Origin of the sequence: Prosthecodimorpha staleyi (assembly GCF_018729455.1) — a bacterium.
GTDB lineage: Bacteria > Pseudomonadota > Alphaproteobacteria > Rhizobiales > Ancalomicrobiaceae > Prosthecodimorpha > Prosthecodimorpha staleyi.
The window spans coordinates 329571-354151 of record NZ_JAHHZF010000002.1; the positions used below are offsets into that span (position 1 = coordinate 329571).

The following is a 24581-nucleotide window of genomic DNA, read 5'->3' on the forward strand; positions in this document are numbered from 1 at the left end:
CGGGACGCTTCCGGAGGAATCGGCAGGGCCACCGCGCCGGGGACGCTACAGCGGATTTCGGCGCCGACCGAGGCGCCGCGACCCGCGGGACGCGGCACCCTGCCCCTCGATAGAGCCCGATCCTGCCTGTCGCCGACCAGGCTGTCAATAAGTTCATCCAGTGGATTTATTTATTGACAGGTCCAGACCCTCATGTCACAACCGGGACAAGCCTGACGGACGAGGCGAAGGCTCGAGACCGGCACGATGGCCGGACAGGCCCTCGCCCCGCCGCCGGCAGGGCATCCGGCGACCGGCCGGTTTCGGACGGTCGCGAACGGACTGCTGTCGTTTCAAAGGGATGAGGCGCCGTTTCGGCATCCCGCGCGGAGGCCGGCGCTCCAGGGAGGACGCGATGAGGAAATTCGCCAGCATGCTCGTGGCCGGCACCGCCGCCGGCCTGATCGCAGCGCTTGTCCCGGCCGCCGCGGCCGACAAGCCGATCGTCGGTCTGGTCACCAAGACCAACACCAACCCGTTCTTCGTGAAGATGCGCGAAGGCGCCGAGGCCAAGGCCAAGGAAATGGGCGTCGAATTGCGCTCCTTCGCCGGCAAGGTCGACGGCGACAACCAGGGCCAGGTCGAGGCGATCGAGAGCCTGATCTCGGCCGGCGCCAAGGGTATCCTGATCACCCCGTCCGACAGCCGCGCCATCGTCCCGACGGTCGAGAAGGCGCGCAAGGCCGGCCTGCTGGTGATCGCACTCGACACCCCCCTGGAGCCCGCCGAGGCCGCCGACGCGACCTTCGCGACCGACAATTTCAAGGCCGGCGAGTTGATCGGCCAGTGGGCCAAGGCCTCGCTCGGCGACAAGGCGGCCGCGGCCAAGATCGCGCTGCTCGATCTCAACAAGAACCAGATCTCGGTCGACGTGCTGCGCGACCAGGGCTTCCTGAAGGGCTTCGGCATCGATCTCGGCGACCCGCGCAAGAACGGCGACGAGAAGGACCCGCGCATCGTCGGCAACGACGTGACCCAGGGCTCCGAGGAAGGCGGCCGCCGCGCCATGGAGAACCTGCTGCAGCGCGATCCCTCGATCACGGTCGTCTACACGATCAACGAGCCGGCCGCGGCCGGCGCCTATGAGGCGCTGAAGGCGGTCGGCAAGGAGAAGTCGGTGCTGATCGTCTCGGTCGACGGCGGCTGCCCGGGCGTGAAGAACGTCAAGGGCGGCGTGATCGGCGCCACTTCGATGCAGTTCCCGCTGCTGATGGCCTCCAAGGGCGTCGAGGCGGTCGCCGAATTCGCCAAGACCGGCAAGAAGCCCGAGAAGAGCCCGGGCCTCGACTTCCTCAACACCGGCGTCGAGCTCGTCACCGACAAGCCCGTGGCCGGCCAGCCGTCGATCACCTCGGCCGACGCGCTGAAGAAGTGCTGGGGCTGAACCCCTGACGGGCCGGGCGGACGGCCATTCGGTCGCGCCCGGTCCCTTCCATCCCCAGAACGTCGACCGAGCCCGGCGCGTCCCTCCGATGCGCGCATACGGTCGCGTCGGCGGGACGGCGCCTCCCCGGCGGAGGCGCCGTGCCGGACCGGGCAACGCGGTGGCCGTCGCAGCGCCGCCCAGCGAGGAACCGAATCCATGAGCGCGAATGAGACGACTCCCCGCGCGCCGGCGGACTTCGAGAAGGCGGCGGTCGGCGCGCAGGCGACCGTCGCGACCTTCAACGAAGAGACGCCGTCGCTCCTGAGGCGGGTGCAGCATCTGCTCCACGTCCACCCGACCGCGATTCCCGCCCTCGTGCTGGTCCTGTCGGTCGCGGTCTTCGCGATGGCCGGCGGGCAGCGCTTCCTGACCGCCTTCAATCTTTCGGTCGTCCTGCAGCAGGTCACGATCATCGCGGTGATCGGCATCGCCCAGACGATCGTGGTGCTGACCGCCGGCATCGATCTCTCGGTCGGCGCGATCGCGGTGCTCGCCTCGATGGTGATGGGCAAGCTCGCCGTCACCGCCGGCGTCCCGACGCCGCTCGCCATCCTGATCGGTATGGCGGTCGGGGCGGCCTGCGGGGCGGTCAACGGCATCCTGGTGACGCGTTTCCGGCTGCCGCCCTTCATCGTGACGCTCGGCACCTGGTACATGGTCTTCGCGCTGAACCTCTGGTACTCGGACAGCGAGACGATCCGTTCGCAGGATATCGGCGAGACCGCGCCGCTGCTGCAGTTCTTCGCCACCGCGATCCCGATCGGCGACGCCCGGCTGACCTACGGCTCGATCGCCATGGTGATCGCCATTGCGCTGTTCTGGTATCTCCTGTCGATGACCGCCTGGGGCCGCCACGTCCATGCGGTCGGCGACGACCCCGAGGCGGCGCGCCTCGCCGGCATCCGGGTCGAGCGCGTGCTGATGTCGGTCTATATCGTCGCCGGCATCGTCTGCGCCTTCGCCGCCTGGATGATGATCAGCCGCTACGGTTCGGCCAGCCCGCAATCCGGCCAGACCTCCAATCTCGACAGCATCACCGCGGTGGTGATCGGCGGCACCTCGCTGTTCGGCGGACGCGGCTCGATCGTCGGCACGCTGCTCGGCGCCCTGATCGTCGGCGTGTTCCGCAACGGCTTGGCGCTCTCGGGCGTCAACGTTCTCTGGCAGGACTTCGCCGTCGGCGCGCTGATCATCGTCGCCGTCGCACTCGACCAGTGGCTCCGGAGGGTCTCGCAGTGAGCACGCCCGTTCCCCAAGCGCCCATTCTCGAAGCGCGCGGCCTCGTCAAGCGCTACGGCCGCGTCACCGCCCTGGACCATGCCGATTTCGACCTGATGCCGGGCGAGATCCTGGCCGTGATCGGCGACAACGGCGCCGGCAAGTCGTCGCTCATCAAGGCGCTGACCGGCGCCATCCGACCCGACCACGGCACCATCCTGTTCGACGGCCAGCCGGTCAGCTTCGACAGCCCGATCGACGCCCGCCGCATCGGCATCGAGACCGTCTACCAGAACCTCGCCCTGTCGCCGGCGCTGTCGATCGCCGACAACCTGTTCCTCGGCCGCGAGCCGCGCGTCGCCGGCCCGCTCGGCTCGCTCCTCGGCATGCTCGACCGGCCGCGCATGCGCCGGGAGGCACGCGCGGCACTGTCCTCGCTCGGCCTGATGACCATCCAGAATATCGACCAGCCGGTCGAGACCCTGTCGGGCGGCCAGCGCCAGGGCGTCGCCATCGCGCGCGCCGCGGCCTTCGGCAGCCGCGTGGTGATCATGGACGAGCCGACCGCCGCGCTCGGCGTCAAGGAAAGCCGCAAGGTGCTGGAACTGATCCTCGACGTGCGCGCCAAGGGCCTGCCGATCGTGCTGATCAGCCACAACATGCCGCATGTCTTCGAGGTCGCCGACCGCATCCACATCCACCGCCTCGGCCGCCGCCACGCCGTCGTCGACCCGCGCGCGATCACCATGTCGGACGCCGTCGCCATCATGACCGGCGCCATGGCGCCCCCGGGCGAGGCCCGGGCGGCGTGAAGGCGGGTGGGCAGTCGGCAGTCGGCAGTCGGCAGTCGGCAGTCGGCAAGCGACGCACGGTTGGCATCCCCGGACAAGGCCCGAAGGGCCGCCGATCCGGGGCCCACTCGCCTCGCGGCGGCAACAAGATCGTTAGGATAATCATACACTTGAGGCAAGTCGGCAGCAGAGTGGGTCCCGGCTCTCCGCTTTCGCTCCGGCCGGGAATGCGTTGCGAGATGGCGTTTCCATTCCCAAGGCTTCCAACGGCCCACCGATCTCCGCGCCGCATCGCCGGACAAGGCCGGGAAGGCAGTCGGCGGCAGGAAGGTTGGCCATCGGGATTGGGGCATAGATATTCGAGTGCAGGGCGCGCGGGACGCGCCGGCAAAGCCGGCTGCACCGCAAGATCCAGGGACCTACCGCACGATCTCTCAGCGCATTCCCGGCCGGAGCGAAAGCGGAGAGCCGGGACCCACTATGCTCGCCGCACGCGACAAGTGCTTGTGCGGATTACCGATCTTGGTGCCGCTGCAAGGCGAGTAGGCCCCGGATCGGCGGCCTTTCGGGCCTTGTCCGGGGATGCCAACCCGTGGGGCGCTTCCCGGCTGCCGACGGCCTAATACCTACCGCCCACTGCCCCTTCCCCTCCTATTTCCCCGCCAGCACCAGATCCGCCCCCCGTTCGCCGATCAGCACGCAGGTCGCCATGGTGGCGCAGGTGACGATGCGCGGCATGATCGAGCCGTCGACGATGCGCAGGCCGGCGAGCCCCTTGACCTTCAGGTCGGCGCCGACGACGGCGCCGTCGTCCTTGCCCATGCGGGCCGTGCCGACTTGGTGGAAGAAGGTCGTGGCGCCGTTGCGCACGAACTGCGCCTTGGCATCCGGGTCCAGCGCCTTGCCGGGCACCGCCTCCCGCTTGGCGTAGGCCTTCATCGCGGGATCGTTGCCGATCTGGCGGCAGAGATCGATCGCGGCCATCTGGGATTTCACGTCGCGCGGATCGGACAGGAAGTTCGCCGTGACCACGGGCTTGGCGGTCGGATCGGCGGAGGCGAGGCGCACCTCGCCGCGGCTCTTCGGATCGACCAGACCGGCGCAGAGCGCCCAGGCGCTGGCCGGCGGATTGTATTCCTTGCCGATCGCATCCGACGCATAGGGCAGTTCGATCTGCACGATGTTCATGTCCGGCCGGTCGAAGGACGGGTCGGACTTCCAGAAGCCGGAAGCGTTGGCGGCCGAGTTCTTCATCTTGACCGGCTCCGGGCTCTCCCAGATGCAGCCGCCATGCAGGATGTGGTCGTGGAAATTGCGGCCGACCTCCGGGGCATGCAGAAGTGAGGCGATGCCGTGTTGCGCCAAGTGGGCGCGGTCGCCGATGCCCGACAGCATGAGGATCTGCGGCGTGCGGATCGCGCCGAGCGAGAGCACCACCTCACGCGCGGCCCGAAGCGTGATCTCGGCCCCGTCGCGCTGGGCCTTGATGCCGACCGCCTTGCCGTTCTCAACCACCAGCCCTGTCACCCGGGTTCGGGTCAGCACGGTCAGATTGGTCCGGTCGATCACCGGATAGAGATAGGCCTGCGCCATGTTCATGCGCCGGCCGTCCCGGATGATCTGGTTCATCAGCGCGAAGCCGCCGGGGCCTTCCTCGCGCGCGCCGTTGAGATCGTCGGCGACCGGCAGACCGAGATTGCGGGCCGCCGCCAGCATGGCCGGAGCGATCGGCGGCGGGTCGGCGGCGACTTGCGACCAGACCTTGCCGCCCTTACCGCGATAGGGGCTCGCCGGCCCCTGCCAGTTCTCGATCCGGCCGGTGAAGAGCTTCAGCGCGGCGTCGTAGCCCCACGCCTTGTCGCCGGCGATCTCGGCCCAGCCGTCGAGATCGGCCCGCGGCGGCCGGACCCAGATGGTCGCGTTGATCGAGGAGCCGCCGCCGACGGCGCGTCCCATATGGGATGCGATGGCGCGGCCATTCACGCTCGGCGTCGGCACGGCGACATCGCCCCAATCCCGCTCGGTGCCGAGATTCATGAACCACTGGCCGGGATCGAGGATGCTCGGCGCGGTATCCCAATCGCCGGCCTCGATCAGCGCGACCTTCAGCCCCGCCTCGGCGAGGCGGCCGGCCAGGGTGCATCCCGACGTGCCGGCGCCGCAGACGATGATGTCGAATTCGCCCGACAGGGCCTTGGCGCGGGCGTCCTGGTTGGTCCGCGCGGCATCGAGCGTGTCGGCGAGGGCGGAGGCGGCCGGCATGGCGAGGCCGAGCGCGAGCGACCATTGCAGGAATTGCCGGCGCCGGATCGTTCCGCGCAGCAGGGACGTTTCGAGCTTGTCCAGAAGAGTGGACCGGAGGTCTGCACCGAGGTCTTTCATGACGCTCCCCTTTCGCGGCCGGATTTCTGCACGCCCGGCTCCAATCCCCGACAGGATGGCGTCTCTTTCAGGCTTGAAATATCCATCTCTTGCGGCGGCGTCGCCGCCGGCTATCCGCTTTTTCCGGAACCGGCTGCCGCGGGGGCGCCGTGGAGCCGTCCGCGCGTCTCGCGCGGCGCCTCGCCGAATAGGCGGCGATAATAGGCGGAGAAACGGCTTTGATGCTCGAAGCCGTAGCGCAACGAGAGCTGGGTCAGGGTCTGGTCGGGGTCGATTTCCAGGTCGCGGCGGGCGGCCTGGAGGCGCAGCCGGCGCACCAGCGCCATCGGCGCGCAGCCGAAGGCCTGCTGGGTCAGACCGTTCAGTTGCGACCGCCCGACTCCGACCGCCCTTGTCAGATCGTCAAGCTGGATCGGACGGGCGAGGCGGCTTTCGATGAAGGCGACCAGCCGGTCGCGCCGGTCGGCATGCCGCTCCGGACCGTCGTGCTCCGCCCCCTCGCCGACCGCGGGCTCCCGGGCGTGCAAAGCAGCGGCCGCGTCCGCCGGATCGAGGCGCAGATGCAGGGCGGCGAAGCGCGCGAAGCCCTCCTCCGCATGGAGAGCCCAGTCGGCCAGACCCGGCAGCCCCTCAGGTTGGCGGGCAAGCGACAGCAGCATGTTGAGCTGGCTGGAGAAGATCGGCGCCAGACCGGCCGCCAGCGGCGCGCCGGGCCGCAGGGGCGTGCCGGCCTCGATCCCGGCCAACCCATACGGTACCCGGATGATGACCTGCTCGCAGCCCTCCTGCCAGCGCAGGCGGATACGCCGGCGCGGCGCGCTGAAATAGACCCCGCCCTGCGGGACGTGGGCGCGCTCGCCGTCGCCGTCGAGTTCGATGCCGTTGCGCAGGCAGACATGGACCAGCAGGAAATCGCGGTAGAGGTCCGGGGTGATCGTCACCTCGTCGCCGTAGCGCATCGAATAGATGGCGAGGCGACCGGTCCGGCAGCGATAGGCCTTGGCATCGACGGTGCCGCCGCGCCATTGCAGGCCGTAGTCGCACAGCTCGCCGGCAATGACATCGTAGGTCTCGCGGCGCTCGCGCGAATCGAGCAGGCAGTCGCGATAGAGCGGGGCCAGATCGAGCCCCTGCAGTGATCCCGGCATGCCCTGGCGCGACTGCATGGGCGAGCGTTCCTGCCGCTGCGGGCCAGCCCCGCGTCCGTCCGGTCGATCGGGCGATGATACGCCGTTTCAAGACTCCGACAAGCGGCCAGACGGGCCGCTTCCGGCTCGCCCGCGCCATCGCCCTCCCCGGCCATCTGGCGCCCTCCCCGCAGTGCGCGGAGCATATCGACCGGTCGCTACGGCCGCTCGCCGCGCATCAGGCGGCCCTCGATCTCGTCGAGCACCGGCAGGAGGTCGGCGACGCTGTCGATCACCACATGGGCGCCGGCGCGGACCAGCGTCGCAGCGGCGGCGTCGCGGCGGGCGGCGAACTCGGCCGGGGCGAGCGCGGCGACCTCCTCGCGCGACAGCCCCATGGCGTTGCCGGAGACGGCGACGCCGACCGTCCAGGTCCCGGCCGCCAGCCCCTCGGCGATGCCCGGCTCGGTATCGTCGACCTTGACCACCGCATGGGCCGGGAAGACGCCGAGATCCAGGAAGGTGCGGTACATCATCAGGGGCGTCGGCCGGCCGGCGGCGAGATCGCCGGCGCAGACCAGGTTGTCGGGCGCATAGCCGGACGCGGCCGCCACGGGCGTCAGATTGGCCATGATCTCGCGGGTATAGCCGGTGGTCGAGCCGATCTTCAGGCCGCGCGCCCGGCAGGCGGCGACGGTCTCGACCGCGCCCGGGATCATGTCGGCATAGTCGGTGACCACCTGCGCGTTGAGCGGCACGAAGACCTCGTAGATGCGGTCGGCCTCGGCGGCCCCGGGCACGACGCCGTGCGCCGCCTGCCAGCGCGCCGCGATCGCGGGCGTTTTCAGGAGCGCGTCGATATGGTCCCATTTCGGCAGGCCCATGGGGCCGCGCGCCTCGGCGATCGAAATGGCGACGCCGAACTGGCGGAACACCTCGACAAAGGCGCCCATCGGGGCGCGCGAGCCGTGGTCGACAATGGTCCCGGCCCAGTCGAACACGACGGCTTTCAGCTGGCTCATCCGATCCACTCCCCGATCACCTCTTCGGCGATGCCGAAGGCTGTCGAGGCCCCGGTGCCGCTGGTCACCATCGCGATGCGCACGTCGTCTGACGGCTTGTCGACGAACATCAGCCGGTCGGACGCGGAGGCGTAGATGCCGGTCCAGCGTTCGGTCACATGGCGGCCGGGCATGTCCAGCACCGCATCGAACTCGTCGAGGATTACCCGGTCGACATGCTCGGGCGCGAAGGGATCGGGCGTCGGGCCGTAGTGGTGGCTGTCGCCGACCACCAGCGAGCCGTCCGCCGACTGGACCACGATCAGGTGGACGCCGTTGTCGAGCGCATCGGCCTGTTCGGCCTGGAGCCGCACCTTGAGCGCCGCCGCCTCGGGCAGCGCCGCATAGCCGAGATAGCGCACGAGGCCGAGATCGGACATCACGGCCGCGCCGAGCGGGGTCGGATCGGCCGGCGTCACGCGCATCATGTGCAGCTTGCACTTGGTCACGCCATAGGCGGCGATGCGTTCGGGGAAGAGCGACAGGAAGTCGTCGCCCGGACAGACCACCGCACGGGTGGCGTGGATCGTGCCCGTGGTGGTCTCGATCGTCGGCGGGGCGACGGTGCGCACGGCCGTCTGGCGGCGGAAGGTCACGCCATGGGCGGCTTCCAGCCAGCGCGCGAGCTTCGGGATCGCATCCCGGCTCTCGACCCGGATTTCATGGGACGAGTGCAGCGCCGCCACCAGCCCGTCCGCCTTCAAGGCCGGTACCAGGCCGCGCGCCTCGGCCGGCGACAGCATCCGGCAGCCCGCGCCCATCTCGGTCGTCATGAAGGCTTCGAGCACGGTCGCCGCCTCCGGCCGGCGTGCCGCGACCACGAGGCCGCGATGCTCGACGCGGATGCCGGCCTCGGGCGCCACCTCGGCCCAGATGTCGCGCGAGCGCATCGCCCGCTGCCAGCAGGCGCCGCGCTCCTGTCCGGTGACGGTGACGAAGCCGAAATTGCGGATCGAGGCGCCGTTGGCCTGGGCGTCGCGGTCGATGACCACGACCTTCAGGCCCTTCTTCGCGGCCGCCAGCGCATGGGCGAGGCCGACGATACCGGCCCCGACGACGGCAAGATCATAGCTTTCCACGACAATCCCCCAGGCTTCCGGCCGCTCAGGCCGACCGCTTCGCCCGTGCTTCGGCCATAACGCACAGCATCTCGTACAGGACGGTGACACCGGCGAGCGTGGTCATCTGACCGACATCGAAAGGCGGCGAGATCTCGACCAGGTCGCCGCCGACGAAATCGACGCCGGACAGCGCCCGGATCAGGCGCTGCGCCTCGCGCACCATGATGCCGCCGGCCTCGGGCGTGCCGGTGCCGGGTGCCTGGCTCGGATCGATGCTGTCGATATCGAAGGAGAAATAGGTCGGGCCGTCGCCGACGATCCGGCGCGCCTCCTCGGCCGCCCAGGCCCAGCCCTTGTCGTCGAACTCCTCGATCGGCACCACGCGCATGCCTGACGTGTAGGAGAAGTCCCACATGGTCGGCGCGTTCAGGCTGCCGCGGATGCCGATCTGGATGACCCGCTTCGGATCGAGCAGGCCCTCCTCGACGGCCCGGCGGAACGGCGCGCCGTGATGGAAGCGCGAGCCGAGATAGTCGTCGCCGGTATCGCAATGGGCGTCGATATGGACCATGCCGACCGGGCCGCCGCGGGCGACCGCGCGCAGGATCGGCAGCGAGATGGAATGGTCGCCGCCGACCGAGAGCGGCGTCACGCCGGCGCCGCAGACCGTATGGAAGAACTCCGCGATCTCGGCATGGGCGCCTTCGAGCTCGTAGGGCTTCTCGACCCAGGCATCGCCGAGATCGGCGACGCGGACGAGCGCGAAGGGATCGACCCCGGTCGCCGGATTGAAGCGGCGGATCAGCGAGGACTGGCCGCGCATCTCGCGCGGACCGTGCCGGGTGCCGGTGCGGTGGGTGACGCCGCCGTCGAAGGGCACGCCGATGACGCCGATATCGACCGTCGCGAGGTCTTCCGTGTAGGGCCGCCGGAAGAAGGTCGGGATGCCGGTATAGCGCGGCCGCAATTGCGGGTCGGCCAGTTCCGGATAGCGTTCGATGCGTTTGACCATGGCGCGCGGACTCTCTCGGCTCGGCGGGATCGACAGGCAGGCCGCCCGCCCATCCCGCCGGGACGGCCGGGCGGGATCGGCTGAAGCGGTCAGACGCCTTCGCGATGGACCGTGAAGGGCGAGAAGGACTGGCTGACCGGCATCATCTCGATGATGTTGATGTTCATGTGCGGCGGCAGGGTCGCGATCCAGAAGATGGTCTCGGCGATGTCCTTGGGCTGCAGCGCGTTGGCGCCCTTGTAGAGCTTGTCGTAGGCGGCCTGGTCGCCGCCGGTGCGCACCAGCGTGAACTCGCTCTCGCACAGACCCGGTTCGACCGAGGTGACGCGCACGCCGGTGCCGGACAGGTCGGAGCGCAGATTCAGCGTGAACTGGTGGACGAAAGCCTTGGTGCCGCCATAGACGTTGCCGCCCGGATAGGGATAGTGCGCCGCGACCGAGCCGAGATTGACGATGCTGCCCTTGCGGGCGATCAGCTTCGGCAGGACCTTGTGAGTGATCGCGGCCAGGCCGGTGACGTTGGTGTCGATCATCTGGCGCCACTGGTCGAGGCTCGAGGCCTGGGCCGGGCCGGTGCCGAGCGCGAGGCCGGCATTGTTGACCAGTGCGTCGATCTCGGCGAAGGCCGGCGGCAGGGCGGCGAGTGCGGCATCCATGGCGGCTTCGTCGCGCATGTCGAAGGCGGCGACATGGGCGACTTCGGGGCCGCCCAGTTCGGCAGCGAGATCGGCGAGCCGCTCGGCCCGGCGGGCGGTGATGATCACGCGCCAGCCGCCGGCCACGAAGCGGCGGGCGGTGGCGGCACCGAAGCCGGCAGAGGCGCCGGTGATGAGCACGGTCTTGGTCAAGGCGTTTCTCCTCGGATGTTTGTTCAGGAGAGCAGGGATCGGGCCAGACTGAGCACAGCTCCGCCCGCGATGGAATAGGCGGCGATGCGACGCCACCATGCGGCATTGACGCGCCGAAACAGAAGCCCGCCCGCCCAGGTGCCGAGAAAGGCCGGCGGCAGCAGCATGGCGGCATGGCCCCAGGCCTCGGCCGGGATGCCTATGGTCGGCCAGCGGAAGGCGACGGCGGCGAAATCGACCACCGCGAAGAAGACGATCAGGTTCGCCCGGATCGCGGCCGGCTGCGCCCCGACGGCCAGGAACCAGACCACCACGAAGGGCCCGCCGACCGCAAAGGCGCCGGCGAACAGCCCGACCAGGAAGCCGACAGCCGTCGCCCAGGCGGGCGTATCGAGCCGCGGCGCGCTGACATGGGCGAGCGCCGCCAGGGCGGAGGCGAAGACCGCCGTGTCGAGCGCCGGCTTGGCCCAGGCGGCCGGCAGTCCCGAGACCAGAAGGGTGCCGATCGCGGTTCCGGCCACCCCGCCGAGGCAGAGCCGGACCAGCCGACGCGGCTCGATCGCGGCCCTGTCCAACCCGTAGAGCAGCACGACGGCGACGACCAGTTCGAGCAGCAGCACGACCGGCGTCGCCATCGCGGGCGGCCAGACATGGGCGAGACCGATCGCAGCGACGAGCGCGAAGCCGAAGCCCGTCATGCCGCGCAGGATGCCGGCGACGAACACGATGGAGGCGGCGGCGAGGAGGCCCAAGGCAGTCTTTTCGCGGATGGACTGAAAATTTTTTCCGGCGCCCTGCCTATCACTCCTTGGCTCCGGAAGGAAGCGCCGAGCGGAAAAGAAACTGCGCGGCGCGCACCGCGAAGAATGACGTCCTCATCTGGCGTGACGGACCGCCTTGTCGGCGTATCCGACCCGGATCGCTCCGGCAGGCGCGGGCCGTCTGCCTATCTTTACGGCAGATGCCGTTTCGGTATGCATCAGGATGCGGGAACCGCAACCGCCCGAAACCCTTGCGCAAGCCGAAGCGAAGGCCGGCCCGCATGGCCCGCTTCGTGCTTCCAGATGGCCGCTCCAATGCAGGGAACTCAATCGATGAGCAAGACGCAGGATCCTCGCAAAGACACCGCCGCCACGCTGGCCGCGGCGCGCAACTTCTCCCGCCGCTCGGTGCTGAAGGCTGCCGCGGTCGCCGGCGCCGCGTCGGCGATCGGCCCGTGGTACGTCAAGGATGCGCTGTCCTCTTCCGGCACCCTCAGCCTCCTGCACTGGGATGACGAACTGCCCAACCCGGTCATCCCGGAATTCGAGAAGAAGACCGGCATCAAGGTCGTCTCGACGCCCTTCTCGCAGAACGAAGAGCAGATCAACAAGTTGCAGGCGACCGGCGGCGAGGGTTTCGACCTCTGCCAGCCGACCCGCGACCGCTCCCCGCAGTTCAAGGATCTCGGACTGTTGCAGCCGCTCGATCCGAAGAAGATGAAGCTCGACAATCTGCTGCCGGCGATGCTGGAGGGCTCGACCAGCGTCTGGACCTGGGACGGCAAGCTCTATCACGTGCCGCATTGCTGGGGCTCGGAAGCCATCTCCTGGCGCACCGACCTTGCCAAGATCGAGTACAAGACGCTCAGCTACGGCACGCTGTGGAACGAGGAATTCAAGGGCAAGGTCCAGGGCCGGCCGCATTCGCTGCTCGCCGGCATCGGCCTGTGGCTCGACGCCACCGGCAAGGTGCCGTCCAACCGCATGATGGACGCCTTCAAGGACGAAGCGTCCATGAAGAAGATCTACGACGAAATCCTCAAGGTCGCGATCAGCAAGAAGGCCTGGATCAAGCAGTTCTGGGATTCGGCCGACAACACCAAGTCGGGCCTGATGGAGAACGGCGTGGTCATCGGCCAGACCTGGGACGGTCCGGCGCTGTCGCTCAAGAAGCAGGGCAAGCCGGTCTCCTACATGGCACCGCAGGAAGGCGCGATCGCCTGGCTCGACGGCTGGGCCATGCCGTCCGGCGCCAAGAACATCGAACAGGCCTACGAGTGGCTGAGCTACGTCCATTCGCCGGAGGTTTCGGCCAAGGTCGCGGACGGTTCGGGCTACAACCCGGTCTGCAAGGGCTCCGACGGCATGCTGTCCGAGGTCGCCAAGAAGAACTTCACGGAAGCCTTCCCGGACGACGCGCTGTCGCGCCTGTGGCACCGTCCGCCGGAACCGTCGTGGTTCGCCGAACTGCGCACGCAGTATGCCGAGAAGTTCAAGGCGGCCTGATCCGGCCGGCCCGGTGTGACCCGGCAAGCCGGCTTCGTCTCCCCGAATACCCGCGCGGGTGCGTCCCGCCCGCGCGGACTCCCTGTGCACGTTCGTGTCGTCCGCCGGAGACCGTGATCCTCCATGACAGCCGCCGTCCATCTCGACCGCGTCAGCGTCCGCTTCGGCGACTTCACCGCAGTCAATTCCGCCGATCTCGAAATCAGCCCCGGCGAATTCTTCTCCTTCCTCGGTCCTTCGGGCTGCGGCAAGACCACGCTGCTGCGTGCGATCTCGGGCTTCGTCGACCCGTCCGAGGGCCGCATCCTGATCAACGGCCGCGACATGCGCGGCATCGGGCCGAATGCCCGGCCGACCGCGCTGATCTTCCAGAATCTCGCCCTGTTCCCGATGATGTCGGTCGCCGACAATATCGGCTACGGCCTGCGCGTGCGCGGCGTGGCCAAGCGCAAGCGGGCGGAGACGGTCGAGCGCCTGCTCGACCTGATCGCCCTGCCCGGCCAAGGCGGCAAGCGCATCGACGAACTGTCCGGCGGCCAGAAGCAGCGCGTCGCCATCGCCCGCGCGCTCGCCGTCGAACCGCAGGTGCTGCTGCTTGACGAGCCGCTGTCGGCACTCGATCTGAAACTCCGCCAGCACATGCGCAACGAACTGCGCGCCATCCAGCGCCGCGTCGGCATCACCTTCATCTACATCACCCACGACCAGGGCGAGGCGCTGACCATGTCGGACCGCATCGCCGTGATGAATCGCGGCGTGATCGAGCAGGTCGCCGACGGCCGCACGCTCTACAACCACCCGCGCACCGCCTTCGTGGCCGCCTTCGTCGGCGAGAACAACCGTCTGGCCGGTCGTGTCCTGGAGATGGACGGCGACCTGGCCCGTATCGAAACTCCGCTCGGCCCGCTCGCCGGCGTCAATGCGCGCAAGCTGATGGCCGGCTCCGACGCGATCCTGTTCGTCCGGCCGGAAAGCCTCCTGATCGGCCCGGCCGGCGGCGACGGCGTCCCGGCGCACATCGCGGAGGCCTCCTTCGAAGGCACCGTCACGCATCTGACGCTCGTCACCGAGGCCGGCATCCGCCTCATCGCGACATTGTCCGGCGCGGCTGCCCGCAACGTGCCGGAGGAAGGCGCCCCGGTCACGCTGACCTGGCCGAGCGCCGAGGCGATCGTGCTGCCGCCGGAAAGCGCCGACCATGCATAGCTCCGTCGGCCAGTGGATCATCTACCTGCTGCCGCCGCTGGTCGTCGCCGGCTTCGCGCTGCTCGCCGTCCTGGAGCGCCGCCGGCTCGGGCCCGCCGCGCCGCTCGGCTTCATCGACCGCAACGGCTGGCCGGTGGCGCTGTTCCTGATCGTCGCGGTTGGCCTGTGGACGGTATTCATGATCGTCATGCCGCTGATGGCGATGGTCGATCTGTCGTTCCGGCCGAAGCTTGCGCCACCGCAATGGGGCGGTCCGAAGGACTTTTACACGCTGGAGAACTACCGCTACTTCCTGTTCGGCTCGACGACCTCGACCGACAACTGGAACGTCACCCACCTGAAGGCCTTCGGGCTGACCATCTGGGTGTCGATCCTGATCACCATCCTGGATTTCGCGATCTGCTACCCGATCGCCTTCTACATGGCGCGGGTCGCCGGGCCGGCCCGGCTCCGGCTGATGATGCTGATGCTGATCGCGCCTTACTGGGTCAACGAGATCCTGCGCGCCTTCGCGTTCCGCATCCTGTTCACCCAGCAGGGCGTCATCAACAAGGCGCTCCTGGCGATGGGGGCGATCGACCAGCCGATCGACTTCATCGCCGCCGACGTGGCGCTCTATTCGGGCCTCGCCTACGCCTATCTCCTGATGATGATGTTCGCGCTCTACAACGCGATCGAGACGCTCGACAGGAACCTGATCGAGGCGGCACGCGACCTCGGCGCGCCCTGGTGGCACATCCACACCTTCATCGTCATTCCGCATGCCAAGCCGGGCATCGGTTCCGGCGCCACCTTGGTCTTCATGCTGACCGCCGGCTCGATCGCCGCCCCGCTGATCCTCGGCGGCCCGAAGACGCTGTGGTTCACGCCGATCGTCTATGACCGCTTCTACCAGGCCTTCAACTGGCAGCAGGGCGCGGCCTACGCGCTGATCCTGCTCGCCGCCTGCGTGGTCTTCGTGCTCGGCGTCCTGAAACTGTTCCGGCTCGGCCTCGGGGAGATCGCCCGGTGAGCACGCGCGCCATCCATCGCGCCCTGATGGGCGTCTATATCGTGATTTTCTTCGCCTATCTGTTCGGGCCGCTCCTGATCATGGGGATCACGGCCTTCAACAAGTCGGCCTATCCGCAGATCATGCCGTTCGAGGGCTTCACCCTCGACTGGTTCGCGGTGCTTGCCGCCGACAAGGACATGATCTACGGCCTGCAGAAGAGCCTGTGGATCGGCTTCCTCGTGGTCCTGGTCTCGGTGCCGGTCGGCTTGGCCGGTGCCTTGGTGATGACCCAGGTCTACGACCGGGCACGCTCCTTCTACTATCTGATCGTGGTCTCGCCCGTCCTGACGCCGGGCGTGATCATCGGCATCTCGACGGTGGTCTTCTGGCGCCAGGCGACGCAGATGACCGGGCTGAAGTTCATCTACGACGGCACGGTGCTGACCGTGCTCGCCCAGTCGAGCTTCATCTCGGCCTATACGATGCTGATCTTCCTGGCCCGATTGGCGCGCTTCGACCGCACGCTGGAGGAGGCCGCGCTCGATCTCGGCGCCTCGCGCGCCCAGGTCTTCCGCCACGTCCTCTTACCCTTCATGCTGCCGGCGATCGGCTCGGCAGCGGTGATCGCGTTCCTGTCCTCGTTCGAGAACTACAACACGACCACCTTCGCGATCCTGGCCGACAAGACGCTGACCACCGTGCTGGCCGGCCGCATGCGCCAGGGCACCACGCCGGCGCTCAGCGCGCTCGCGGTCGCGGTGGTGGCGGTCACCATTGTCGGGGCGATCCTGTTCGAGATCGTCAAGCGGCGCGAGGATGCACGCGCCAAGGCCCGGGCGGCGACCGCCGAGCGGGCGTTCAACGCCGAACTGACCGCAGACGCCGCCGGCGCGGCGGCAGCCTGAGGGCCGCGCCCAAAGATGAACCGCGACGCCGCCAGAGAGCGGCGTCGGAACCATCCCGATGGAAGTCGATGTCGTGGGGCCGCCGGGGCTCCGCTCCGGCAGATCGCCGCGACCCGATCGCGTTCGGAAATGTCGTGGCCGAACCCTCACCCGGCCCTGCAAGCGCGCCGGCTTCGGTCGATCCCCAATTGACCATCGCAAAAATCCCCGCCGTCAGGGGCTACGCCCCTGGACCCTGGGGAAGGAAAGTGAAGTCAAGAAAGACAAGAAAAAGTGGTAAATAGCTAAAGATCAAGGAGTCAACGTTCTGGCAACCCGAAAGCCGAAAAGGTAGTTGCGGGCGCCCGGGGAGTTCCAGTCACGGGCGGCCGATCGGAGGAGCACCGGATCGCTGTTCCGGGAGCCGCCGCGCAAGAGACGAGAACTGCAATCATGAATTGTATTAGCGGAACCGTCGGTCGGCGCATTCTTATAGCCATCGACAAAACAATCCTCGACCCATTGCCATACGTTGCCGTGCATCTGATAGAGACCGAACGGGTTCGGCACAAAGCTGTCCACCGGAACCGTGCGCTTCCGGAACTCGCCTTTCTTGCCGTTTCCATAGGTGAGGTTGCCGTCGTAGTTCGCTTGGCTCGTCGAGATCGAAGGGCCCCACCAGAACGGTGTCGTCGTCCCCGCCCGAGCCGCATATTCCCATTCGGCCTCCGTCAGAAGCCGATAGCTCTTGCCCGTCACCATCGACAGCCATGCCACATAAGCCTTTGCGTCCTCCCACGACACCTTGGTCACAGGCATCTTGCCCCGGCCCCAATCCTCATCCTCCGGTCGGTAGCCGTTGCAGCCGCCTCCGGCAACGCACGCGTCCCATTCAGCAAAGCTCACCGTGAACTTGCCAACCGCAAACGATGTCCCAATCCGAACCGTTCGTTGTGGTCCCTCGTTGCTTCCGCGCTTTTCCTCATTCACCGGCGAGCCCATCGTGAATGAACCCAATGGCACGACCACCATCTCGGGACAGTCCGCACATTCCCGGAACTCGTCCTTCGCCTTCAGGCAACGCTCCTCAGACGAGGTCAGGACACTTGGCGCCCGACTGCCTAGCGACACCGTCTGCGCAACCCCGTTGCATGTCCCCCCATCCGGGCGCGTCGTTGGCGGCAGACCCGCAACCTCAATCTTCCCCGGCGCTGTTACGACCGGCGTCGTCGTGACGGCTGGGAGCGGTGCCGAAAGAGCCGCCAGACGCTCGCGCGCCGCTTCAACCAGAAAACCGGACTTGTATCGGTCGATAAACGCTTGCCACACCGCCCGTGAATTCGTCTGTTGGGCAATCGCAAAATCCGACCGCATGGCAGTTTCCGGATCGACGGCGGCGGGCGCTGGCGGTATCGGCGCTCCCGCCGCCCGATTGATCACGATCGTTCCCGGCACCTCGTCGTAATAGGCCGGCTGCTGGCTGTGCCCGACCGTCCCGGCCAGGGTCCGGACACCGGTCTGCAGCCGCTTGGCGATCTCGATATGGCTCAGCCCGGGTGTCCGCAGAAGCGGGATCAACTGCCGCGTAAACACCGAATTCGGATCCGGGTCTCTGTCCGACAGCCGATCCAGCGCGGACTGGCCGGCGCCCGCCGCCATCAGCACGAATGTGCCCGACGGCGTATCGACGCGCCCGAGACCGCGATCCAAACCCACAGATCGACGGCCCGATGAAGCGAACGGGTTGTCCCGGCAGGCGTCCAGAACCACGATCTGAATGCCGGCGCCCCGCCGCGCGATCCGCTCGATCAGACCGCTCACCGAATAGCCTTCATCCTTGACCGTGTTTTCACTGCCTGGCTGCAACTGCTCCATGTCGGTCGAGAGCAGATAGTTGTTGCCCTCAAGGGCGACGCCGTGGCCGGCAAAATAGAACAGCGCCGTGTCGCCCGGGCCGATCGCCTGATCGAACTCGCCAAGCTTCCGGTTCAGCTCGCGGCGGCTCAGGTTCTCGCCCGAGATGACCTCGAAACCGATCTCCTTCAGGACCGCCGCCACCGCCCGCGCATCGTTCACCGCCTTGCGCAGCGGCGTCACGGAGGCATAGCGGTCGTTGCCGATCACCAGCGCCACTCGCTTCTCGGCCAAGGCCGGAGCGCAGGTCACAAACATCACCATCAAGCCAACGAGCCCATAACCGAGCAGGCGTGAAAGACCCATGGTCGCAATCCCCGTCATCGACCCGATCTTGAAGTCGAGCGCACCCTCTCGCAAGGGCAGTGCCCCTCAATCTCCTTGGAGACACACGGCCGGATCGCCGACGCCCGGCGGTCTTCCGCCAGTGCAGAGCCGCCCACCGCCGCCCCCCGTTGCGGGGGAGCCGGGTGCGATGCCACAAAGAGGATTGCCGGCTTCCGCCGCGTCGACGTCCCCTGCCCCGAGGCCGAAAAACATGATCGCGAATTCCCACGACCTGCTCGACCGTGCCACGCTGATCCACCAGCAGACCGACCTCGCCGCCTATCAGGACACCGGCGGGACGATCATGAAGCATGGCGAGGGCGTCTATGTCTTCGACGAGGCCGGCAACAAGTATCTGGAGGCCATGGCCGGGCTGTGGTGCGCCTCGCTCGGCTTCTCGGAGAAGCGGCTGGCCGAGGTCGCCTACAAGCAGATGCTGGAGCTGCCCTACTACCACACCTTCTTCGCCAAGAGCCATGTGCCGAGCGTCGAACTGGCCGACCGGCTGCTGGCCATCGCCCCGAAGGGCATGTCGAAGGTCATGTTCCAGTGCTCGGGTTCCGAGGCCAATGACGCGGCCATCAAGATCATCTGGTACTACAACAACGCACTCGGCCGCCCGCAGAAGAAGAAGATCATCGGCCGCGTCCGCGGCTACCACGGCAATACGGTCGCCTCGGTCAGCGTGTCCGGCCAGCCGCACATGCATGCCGATTTCGACGCGCCGCTGGCGATGTTCAAGCATACCGACAATCCGCACTACTATCGCTTCCACGAGGACGGCGAGACCGAAGAAGCCTTCTCGACCCGGATGGCCGACAATCTCGAAAAGCTGATCCTGGCCGAGGGTCCGGACACGGTCGCGGCCTTCTTCGCCGAGCCGGTTCAGGGCGGCGGCGGCGCGATCACCCCGCCGGCCGGCTATTTCGAGAAGATCCAGGCGGTCCTGAAGAAATACGACGTGCTGTTCCTGGCCGACGAGGTCATCTGCGGCTTCGGTCGCACCGGCAACATGTGGGGCTCAGAGACCTACGATCTGAGGCCGGATCTCGTCTCCTGCGCCAAGGCGCTGTCGGCCTCCTACCAGCCGATCTCGGCCCTGATGATCTCCGACAAGATCTACGAGGCGATGGTCTCGGAATCCAAGAAGCTCGGCACCTTCGGCCACGGCTTCACCTATGGCGGCCATCCGGTCGCCTGCGCGGTCGCCAGCGAGACGCTGAAGATCTACGAGGAGCGCGATATCATCGGCCATGTCCGCAAGGTCGGCCCGCTGCTGCAGCAGGGCCTGAAGGACCTGGAGGCCCATCCGCTGGTCGGCAATGCCCGCGGCGTCGGCCTTATCGCCGGCGTCGAACTGATGGCCGACAAGGCCAAGCGCATCCCCTTCGCGCCGGAGCTGAAGGCCGGCATCCAGGTGATGGAGGAGTGCCACAAGGTCGGCCTGATCGTCCGCGCCATCGGCGACCGGATCGCCTTCACGCCGCCGCTGGTCATCTCGGCCGGCGAGATCGACGAGTTGCTGGCCAAGTTCCGCAAGGGCCTCGACGCCGCCCTGCCGCGCCTGATGCCGGCGTGACGCCCCGGCCGATGCCGGTGCCCCTCGGAGCGCGCCGGCATCGGCACGTTGCATGCAAGTCGCGCCGGCACCGAATGCGTTCGAACGCCGGCTCGCCAGATTGCATTCTTTCGAAAAATCGCATCTGCTCGTCCCGGCTCGGAGGCTGCGCCGGGCCGGCGCGAGCCTTGGAGGAGACGGCAAGATGGCGAGCATGACGGTCGGGCGCAGAGCGTCGGTCATTCTGGCCTTCATGGGCCTTGTCGTCCTGGCCACGCCGTACGCTTTCGCCGCCGACCCAGCCGGAATGCGCCCCCCGGCGGTTGTCCTGACGCCCCCCGTCAAGGTCGTCCCGCCGCCGCATGTGGTCGAATATGTCGATCCGGGTCCGTGCGGAACGCGCTCGAAACCTCCGTTTACAGAACTTTGCTACGGCAACTATCGGCCCTGGTTCTATTCGGGCTGCTACTGGCGCCACGGCTTCTACGTCTGCCCGAAGCCGGACACTGACCCGCCGCCGCCGAAGGCCTTCGGCCCGAATTCCTGATCGCCCGAAATTCTGGCGTCGCGACCGGATCCGCCTCGCGGCGCAGGCAGCGTCCGTGCACGTCCTGCCGAAACGCTCGGTCCGGCAAGGGACCCTGCCCGCGACCAGCGGAATAAGGGATGCAGCCGCCCGCTCAAGCCGGACGCCGCTTCGGGCGGCGTGTCGGGTCGCGAGGCTTCGGCCCGGCGATCCTGCGGGGCCACCGGGCGGATCGCGTCAGGCCCCCGCGAGGGTGGCCCGCGCCAGATCTGCGGTGCCGGCATCGGCAGCGGTCGCGGCCACGTCGGTGAGGATGCGGGCCGCGTCGGTGCGATCGCCCCGGCGCAGCAGCGCCATTCCGAGAAACAGGCGGACGGGATCGCTGGGCGGGAGCGTGCGCAGGAGCTTGACGGCGCGGTCGGCGTCGGAACGCAGCAGCGCCACCAGGGCCATGCCGAGCGGCCCCGCCTCGCCGTCCGGACGCGCCGCGGTGACGCCGTCGAAGATGGCCTCGGCATGGCGGTCGAGCCCGCGCGACAGGGCGATGAAGCCGATATCCACGAGGGCTCGGACGGCGTCGGTTTCGATCATCGGCATTCAGCCCGGCATGTTGGGTGATGAAAGGATCAGGTCAGGTGCAGCAACAGCAGCAGCTGCTGTGCGGCCCGCTGGTCGGCGCGCAGTTCGGGGCGCCGACGCGCCAGCCGCGTCGCGGAGGCGAGATTGTTCTGCGCGGCCTTGCTCTGACCCTTCTTGAACTGCCCATAGCCGATGATGACATGGGCGCGCGGATGGCCCGGCGACAGTTCCAGAGCGCGGGTGCCGAGTTCGATCGCGATGTCGTGGGCGGCCGCTTCGGCCGCCAGCGCGGCCAAAGCCAGGAAGCCGTCGGCTGCGGATTCCTCGACCGTTGTCAGCAATGCCGCAAGGCGCGCCGCCCCGTGACGATCGCCGGCTTCCGCGGCCCGGCCGGCCGCCGCGAGGACCGCCCCCGTGTCGCACCCCGCGATCGGGCCCGGCTGCCAGGCTTCTCCCGCCGGACCGGTCAAAGTCAGCACGTCGCGCGCCACGGCATCGTCCGCGGCGGCACGGTCGGTCAGACGGACCAGCAACGCCTCCACGGCATCGGCAACCGCCGCGGGGGTCTCGTCGGAGAGGATGACCAAGCCGGGCCCCGAAAGGGCCCAGTCCGGCCCGAGGGTCAGAATGCCCTGCATGATCTCGCTCACATAGGCGGCCAAGGAAGACTCCAGCATCACCGCTCGGGTTCTTGGGCTAACATGCCCCTCGCCATGGGAGTGTCACTTTCGGCACAGACTGTCGAGAGCGCGCTGATACCATGGAGCTCGGATTGGGGAATGGGCGTCGGCGCCGTCCAGTTCCGCGCGGCTGCCTTGCGGTGGCCGTGCGGGAGGTCGGCGGACGGAGCCGAGCATGCCTGCCGATGCCGGTTCGGGCGCAGGGCCTCCGGGCATTCTGCCGACCGCGCCCCGGCGGGCGACGAGGGAACAGCATGTCCGAGGCCGGCGACAACCGTCCGACCGATGACCAGACCGCCGAGGCCGTCGAGCGGATCGCCGCCCTGCTGGCGCGGGTCGGTGCGCGCCAACGCCAACGCGACTGGGAACGGGTCCTGGACGAGATGCGCAAGGCGCTGACGCAATTGGCCGAAACCGAGATCGTGCAATCGGATCCCGGCTCCATGGCGATCCTGGCGGCCATGGTCGGTGCCCGGGACATGACCGACCTGGACTTCATGGCGGACCAGCTGGCGCGGCGCGTGGCCTCCGTGATCGCGGCCCGCCAGCGCCGGGCCGGAACGCCGGAATTGGCGGCGCCGCCCCCCGCCACGCCGAACCGACCGGGCGGAGAGCTGGCCCGGGCCGGACTGATGCCGTCGCTCGCCGCCGAGGACTCGTCCAAGGCGCGCACCGTACTGAAACTCTAGATCCGGGCGGCGCATCCTGCGCGGTGCCCCCCGGAAACTGGAATTCCAAGTGTCCGTCCGCTCGGCGCGCATCGTCCGAACGGAACCGGCGCCGAACCGCAACGGGTCGCCGCGACGGCGGCCAGCGAGGTGAGACATGTCCGACGTGTTCTGGTCTTCGACCTTCGGAGCCATCTACCAGCCGCTGGAAGCCGATCCGGTCGTCGAGCAGGCCGGCATCATCCAGTCCACGCCCGGACAGGACCTGACCGCCTATACAGATTCCAACACCAACACGACGGTCCTCGACGGCTACAATCAGCCCTATTTCCTGCTGCCGGGGGCGGATGACGGCATCGATTCGCCGGCGCTCGTGGCGCAGACCGACGAACTGTTTCCGATCTTCGACGGCGTGACCGCACCGCCGGCGGCGATCTCGACGCCGCCCGACGGCTTTACGGATAGCCCGGACACGCTCGACCCGGAGGATTTCCTGAGTTGGCACTCCTGGTGGCAGATGCAGTACATCGCTGCCAACAAGGATTCGCTGGCATCGGCCGCCAATCCCTGGGTGACGATCGGCAATTCGACCGACGGTACGATCACCGCGATCCTGCTCGACGGCAAGACCAAGGCCGGCGTCGTCGAGCAGATGCAGAAGAACGACTTCGCCAAGCTGTCGAAGACCGACCAGGAGGCGATCGCCGTCCTTCCGGCCTTTGCCGGCACCACCTCCGCCAACGGCACCGCCGGCCTCGCCTTTCGCCTCGGCCTGATCCCCTATGTGGGCGCGACGATCAGCTATACGGGGCCGACCGGCACGACCGTCACGCCGCATGTCGAAACGCCGGAGGAGGCCCGCCAGGCGTTGGCCGACATGGCGGAAAGCTACAAGAGCTTCATGCAGGCGACCTCGGGCACGGCCCTGACGGACGACATCTGCAAGGTATTCCGTGACGAGATCGACAATTGGGCGATGGGCCACACCGACACAACGGTGACGCCGGCCAAGACCTATACGGGCCGTCTGGAGAATTCCGGCATCTTCTCGTTCACGGAGTTCAAGAAGGCGCTCGACGAAATCCTGACGCGCTTCAAGCGCGTCCAGGTCTTCGCGCAGTCCGTGACCCCGACCGAAATGCTCGACACGCAGGCGGATGATGACGGCAACGTCATCGCGACCAGCACGGGCTACTATTATAATGTCTCCGGCCTCGACAGCGGCGCAGCGGTGCAGCGCGGCTTGGCCAAGTTCGTCGAGCAGGAGCGGCGCATCCTGGCGCTCGACAATGCCAAGCTTGAACTGGTCAAGGACGGCAAGCTGAAGAACAAGAAGCTCGACGTGCCGAACCTGATCTTCCTTCTCCAGCTCAACTACAACCTCATGGACGAAGCCAAGGTCACGGCGGACACCGAAGAGATCAACCAGCAGAACGTGCTTCTGCAGGTCTACGGCCAGATGCAGCAGCTGGTCAACAATGCCATCAAGCTGTTCGATGCGACCGAGCAGGAGGAGGACCGGACGATCAACGGCACCGATTCCGGCGACGAGAAGATCAGCGCGGTGACGAATTCGAACACCAAGCTGCTGATCTCGATGTTCGACCAGACGCTGGCGACCAACGGTGTCGGAGCGAACGGAACGATCGCGCTGCATCCGATCGAAAAGCTGCGCGGCATCCAGCGGCCGCTGCATGAAATTCTTGAACCGAAGGAGGTCGAGACCATCCCGATCCTGAACAATCAGGTTCTTCCCGGCACCGGTGCCGACGAGTTCAAGGAGTGGCGGCGCGGCCAGTGGGACAGCTACAATACGAACCTGTCCAACGCGGTGAACCTGATCAACCAGGAAAACCAGGTCAAGATGAACGACATCAACTCGCTGTCGAAACAGAAGGACCGGCATTTCGACCTGGCCAACGGCGCACTGTCGAAGATGTTCGACACCATCCAGAGCATCGCCCGCGCCACCGGGAACTGATAGCATCGCTGCCGTCCTGGCCCGAGCGCCCT

The 24581-nt window shown here is 67.8% G+C and carries 21 protein-coding genes; 11 read left to right on the forward strand and 10 right to left on the reverse strand.

Annotation, left to right across the window (positions count from 1 at the left end):
- Positions 1-394 precede the first annotated feature (394 nt).
- The 3 genes from KL771_RS04515 to KL771_RS04525 all read left to right on the forward strand — a co-directional run bounded on the left by KL771_RS04515 (position 395) and on the right by KL771_RS04525 (position 3495).
- Positions 395-1423, forward strand: a complete 1029-nt coding sequence (locus KL771_RS04515) for a sugar ABC transporter substrate-binding protein (protein ID WP_261967361.1) — start codon at positions 395-397, stop codon at positions 1421-1423.
- 198 nt (positions 1424-1621) lie between these two features.
- Positions 1622-2704, forward strand: coding sequence for an ABC transporter permease (locus KL771_RS04520; RefSeq protein WP_261967362.1), 1083 nt, complete (start codon positions 1622-1624; stop codon positions 2702-2704).
- Positions 2701-3495 carry an ATP-binding cassette domain-containing protein gene (locus KL771_RS04525; RefSeq protein ID WP_261967363.1) on the forward strand — a complete coding sequence of 265 codons (795 nt, stop codon included), beginning with the start codon at positions 2701-2703 and terminating at the stop codon, positions 3493-3495. The genes KL771_RS04520 and KL771_RS04525 overlap by 4 nt, the downstream gene beginning before the upstream one ends.
- 630 nt (positions 3496-4125) lie before the next feature.
- On the opposite strand, the gene KL771_RS04530 is transcribed toward KL771_RS04525, so the two are convergent.
- The 7 genes from KL771_RS04530 to KL771_RS04560 form a co-directional block, all read right to left on the reverse strand.
- Entirely contained in the window at positions 4126-5856 is a 1731-nt protein-coding gene (locus KL771_RS04530; protein WP_261967364.1) for a GMC family oxidoreductase, read from the reverse strand.
- Positions 5857-5966: 110 nt separating this feature from the next.
- The gene (locus KL771_RS04535) at positions 5967-7022 is read right to left on the reverse strand and encodes an AraC family transcriptional regulator (RefSeq protein ID WP_261967365.1); all 1056 of its coding nucleotides are present in this window, start codon (positions 7020-7022) and stop codon (positions 5967-5969) included.
- Between the two features lie 179 nt (positions 7023-7201).
- Positions 7202-8005: a phosphonoacetaldehyde hydrolase gene (phnX, locus tag KL771_RS04540; protein WP_261967366.1), complete on the reverse strand. Its 804-nt coding sequence runs from the start codon at positions 8003-8005 to the stop codon at positions 7202-7204.
- The gene (locus tag KL771_RS04545) at positions 8002-9123 is read right to left on the reverse strand and encodes a TIGR03364 family FAD-dependent oxidoreductase (RefSeq protein ID WP_261967367.1); all 1122 of its coding nucleotides are present in this window, start codon (positions 9121-9123) and stop codon (positions 8002-8004) included. Before KL771_RS04545 ends, phnX begins: the two co-directional genes overlap by 4 nt.
- Before the next feature lie 25 nt (positions 9124-9148).
- Positions 9149-10117, reverse strand: coding sequence for an agmatinase (locus tag KL771_RS04550; RefSeq protein WP_261967368.1), 969 nt, complete (start codon positions 10115-10117; stop codon positions 9149-9151).
- Between the two features lie 89 nt (positions 10118-10206).
- Complete coding sequence (locus KL771_RS04555) at positions 10207-10965, reverse strand: SDR family NAD(P)-dependent oxidoreductase (protein ID WP_140939822.1); 759 nt, start codon at positions 10963-10965, stop codon at positions 10207-10209.
- Positions 10966-10988: 23 nt separating this feature from the next.
- Positions 10989-11717 carry a sulfite exporter TauE/SafE family protein gene (locus KL771_RS04560; RefSeq protein WP_261967369.1) on the reverse strand — a complete coding sequence of 243 codons (729 nt, stop codon included), beginning with the start codon at positions 11715-11717 and terminating at the stop codon, positions 10989-10991.
- 342 nt (positions 11718-12059) lie between these two features.
- Here KL771_RS04560 and KL771_RS04565 point away from each other — a divergent pair, with 342 nt between their 5' ends.
- From KL771_RS04565 to KL771_RS04580, 4 genes are all read left to right on the forward strand, one after another.
- Positions 12060-13232, forward strand: a complete 1173-nt coding sequence (locus KL771_RS04565) for an extracellular solute-binding protein (protein WP_261967370.1) — start codon at positions 12060-12062, stop codon at positions 13230-13232.
- 123 nt (positions 13233-13355) lie between these two features.
- A complete protein-coding gene (locus tag KL771_RS04570) occupies positions 13356-14438 on the forward strand; it encodes an ABC transporter ATP-binding protein (RefSeq protein ID WP_261967371.1) in 1083 nt (360 codons plus the stop codon).
- Entirely contained in the window at positions 14431-15450 is a 1020-nt protein-coding gene (locus tag KL771_RS04575; protein WP_261967372.1) for an ABC transporter permease, read from the forward strand. Before KL771_RS04570 ends, KL771_RS04575 begins: the two co-directional genes overlap by 8 nt.
- Entirely contained in the window at positions 15447-16337 is an 891-nt protein-coding gene (locus KL771_RS04580) for an ABC transporter permease (RefSeq protein ID WP_315901476.1), read from the forward strand. Before KL771_RS04575 ends, KL771_RS04580 begins: the two co-directional genes overlap by 4 nt.
- 291 nt (positions 16338-16628) lie before the next feature.
- Here the strand turns inward: KL771_RS04580 and KL771_RS04585 are convergent, their stop codons facing one another.
- On the reverse strand, positions 16629-18536 hold the full coding sequence (locus tag KL771_RS04585) for an SUMF1/EgtB/PvdO family nonheme iron enzyme (RefSeq protein WP_261967373.1): 1908 nt from the start codon (positions 18534-18536) through the stop codon (positions 16629-16631).
- Positions 18537-18768: 232 nt separating this feature from the next.
- On the opposite strand from KL771_RS04585, the gene KL771_RS04590 reads away from it, so the two are divergent.
- Positions 18769-20136 (forward strand): aminotransferase, encoded by a 1368-nt coding sequence (locus KL771_RS04590; protein ID WP_261967374.1) that lies wholly within the window; start codon positions 18769-18771, stop codon positions 20134-20136.
- 184 nt (positions 20137-20320) lie between these two features.
- Positions 20321-20662, forward strand: coding sequence for a hypothetical protein (locus tag KL771_RS04595; RefSeq protein WP_261967375.1), 342 nt, complete (start codon positions 20321-20323; stop codon positions 20660-20662).
- Positions 20663-20878: 216 nt separating this feature from the next.
- Here the strand turns inward: KL771_RS04595 and KL771_RS04600 are convergent, their stop codons facing one another.
- Both KL771_RS04600 and KL771_RS04605 read right to left on the reverse strand, forming a co-directional pair.
- Entirely contained in the window at positions 20879-21232 is a 354-nt protein-coding gene (locus tag KL771_RS04600) for a hypothetical protein (protein WP_261967376.1), read from the reverse strand.
- 35 nt (positions 21233-21267) lie between these two features.
- A complete protein-coding gene (locus KL771_RS04605; RefSeq protein WP_261967377.1) occupies positions 21268-21897 on the reverse strand; it encodes a hypothetical protein in 630 nt (209 codons plus the stop codon).
- Between the two features lie 257 nt (positions 21898-22154).
- On the opposite strand from KL771_RS04605, the gene KL771_RS04610 reads away from it, so the two are divergent.
- Together KL771_RS04610 and KL771_RS04615 are read left to right on the forward strand one after the other, a co-directional pair.
- Positions 22155-22589, forward strand: coding sequence for a hypothetical protein (locus KL771_RS04610; RefSeq protein WP_261967378.1), 435 nt, complete (start codon positions 22155-22157; stop codon positions 22587-22589).
- A 136-nt stretch (positions 22590-22725) separates the two neighbouring features.
- On the forward strand, positions 22726-24549 hold the full coding sequence (locus KL771_RS04615) for a hypothetical protein (protein WP_261967379.1): 1824 nt from the start codon (positions 22726-22728) through the stop codon (positions 24547-24549).
- Positions 24550-24581: the final 32 nt, after the last annotated feature.

What these genes read in the sequence shown, in the direction of transcription:
- phnX (WP_261967366.1), bottom strand. Translation starts at nt 8,005, where the DNA reads ATGAGCCAGCTGAAAGCCGTCGTGTTCGACTGGGCCGGGACCATTGTC.
- KL771_RS04535 (WP_261967365.1), bottom strand. Translation starts at nt 7,022, where the DNA reads ATGCAGTCGCGCCAGGGCATGCCGGGATCACTGCAGGGGCTCGATCTG.
- KL771_RS04570 (WP_261967371.1), top strand. Translation starts at nt 13,356, where the DNA reads ATGACAGCCGCCGTCCATCTCGACCGCGTCAGCGTCCGCTTCGGCGAC.
- KL771_RS04615 (WP_261967379.1), top strand. Translation starts at nt 22,726, where the DNA reads ATGTCCGACGTGTTCTGGTCTTCGACCTTCGGAGCCATCTACCAGCCG.
- KL771_RS04590 (WP_261967374.1), top strand. Translation starts at nt 18,769, where the DNA reads ATGATCGCGAATTCCCACGACCTGCTCGACCGTGCCACGCTGATCCAC.
- KL771_RS04575 (WP_261967372.1), top strand. Translation starts at nt 14,431, where the DNA reads ATGCATAGCTCCGTCGGCCAGTGGATCATCTACCTGCTGCCGCCGCTG.
- KL771_RS04610 (WP_261967378.1), top strand. Translation starts at nt 22,155, where the DNA reads ATGTCCGAGGCCGGCGACAACCGTCCGACCGATGACCAGACCGCCGAG.
- KL771_RS04600 (WP_261967376.1), bottom strand. Translation starts at nt 21,232, where the DNA reads ATGATCGAAACCGACGCCGTCCGAGCCCTCGTGGATATCGGCTTCATC.
- KL771_RS04565 (WP_261967370.1), top strand. Translation starts at nt 12,060, where the DNA reads ATGAGCAAGACGCAGGATCCTCGCAAAGACACCGCCGCCACGCTGGCC.
- KL771_RS04605 (WP_261967377.1), bottom strand. Translation starts at nt 21,897, where the DNA reads ATGCTGGAGTCTTCCTTGGCCGCCTATGTGAGCGAGATCATGCAGGGC.
- KL771_RS04585 (WP_261967373.1), bottom strand. Translation starts at nt 18,536, where the DNA reads ATGGGTCTTTCACGCCTGCTCGGTTATGGGCTCGTTGGCTTGATGGTG.
- KL771_RS04595 (WP_261967375.1), top strand. Translation starts at nt 20,321, where the DNA reads ATGGCGAGCATGACGGTCGGGCGCAGAGCGTCGGTCATTCTGGCCTTC.
- KL771_RS04515 (WP_261967361.1), top strand. Translation starts at nt 395, where the DNA reads ATGAGGAAATTCGCCAGCATGCTCGTGGCCGGCACCGCCGCCGGCCTG.
- KL771_RS04520 (WP_261967362.1), top strand. Translation starts at nt 1,622, where the DNA reads ATGAGCGCGAATGAGACGACTCCCCGCGCGCCGGCGGACTTCGAGAAG.
- KL771_RS04550 (WP_261967368.1), bottom strand. Translation starts at nt 10,117, where the DNA reads ATGGTCAAACGCATCGAACGCTATCCGGAACTGGCCGACCCGCAATTG.
- KL771_RS04530 (WP_261967364.1), bottom strand. Translation starts at nt 5,856, where the DNA reads ATGAAAGACCTCGGTGCAGACCTCCGGTCCACTCTTCTGGACAAGCTC.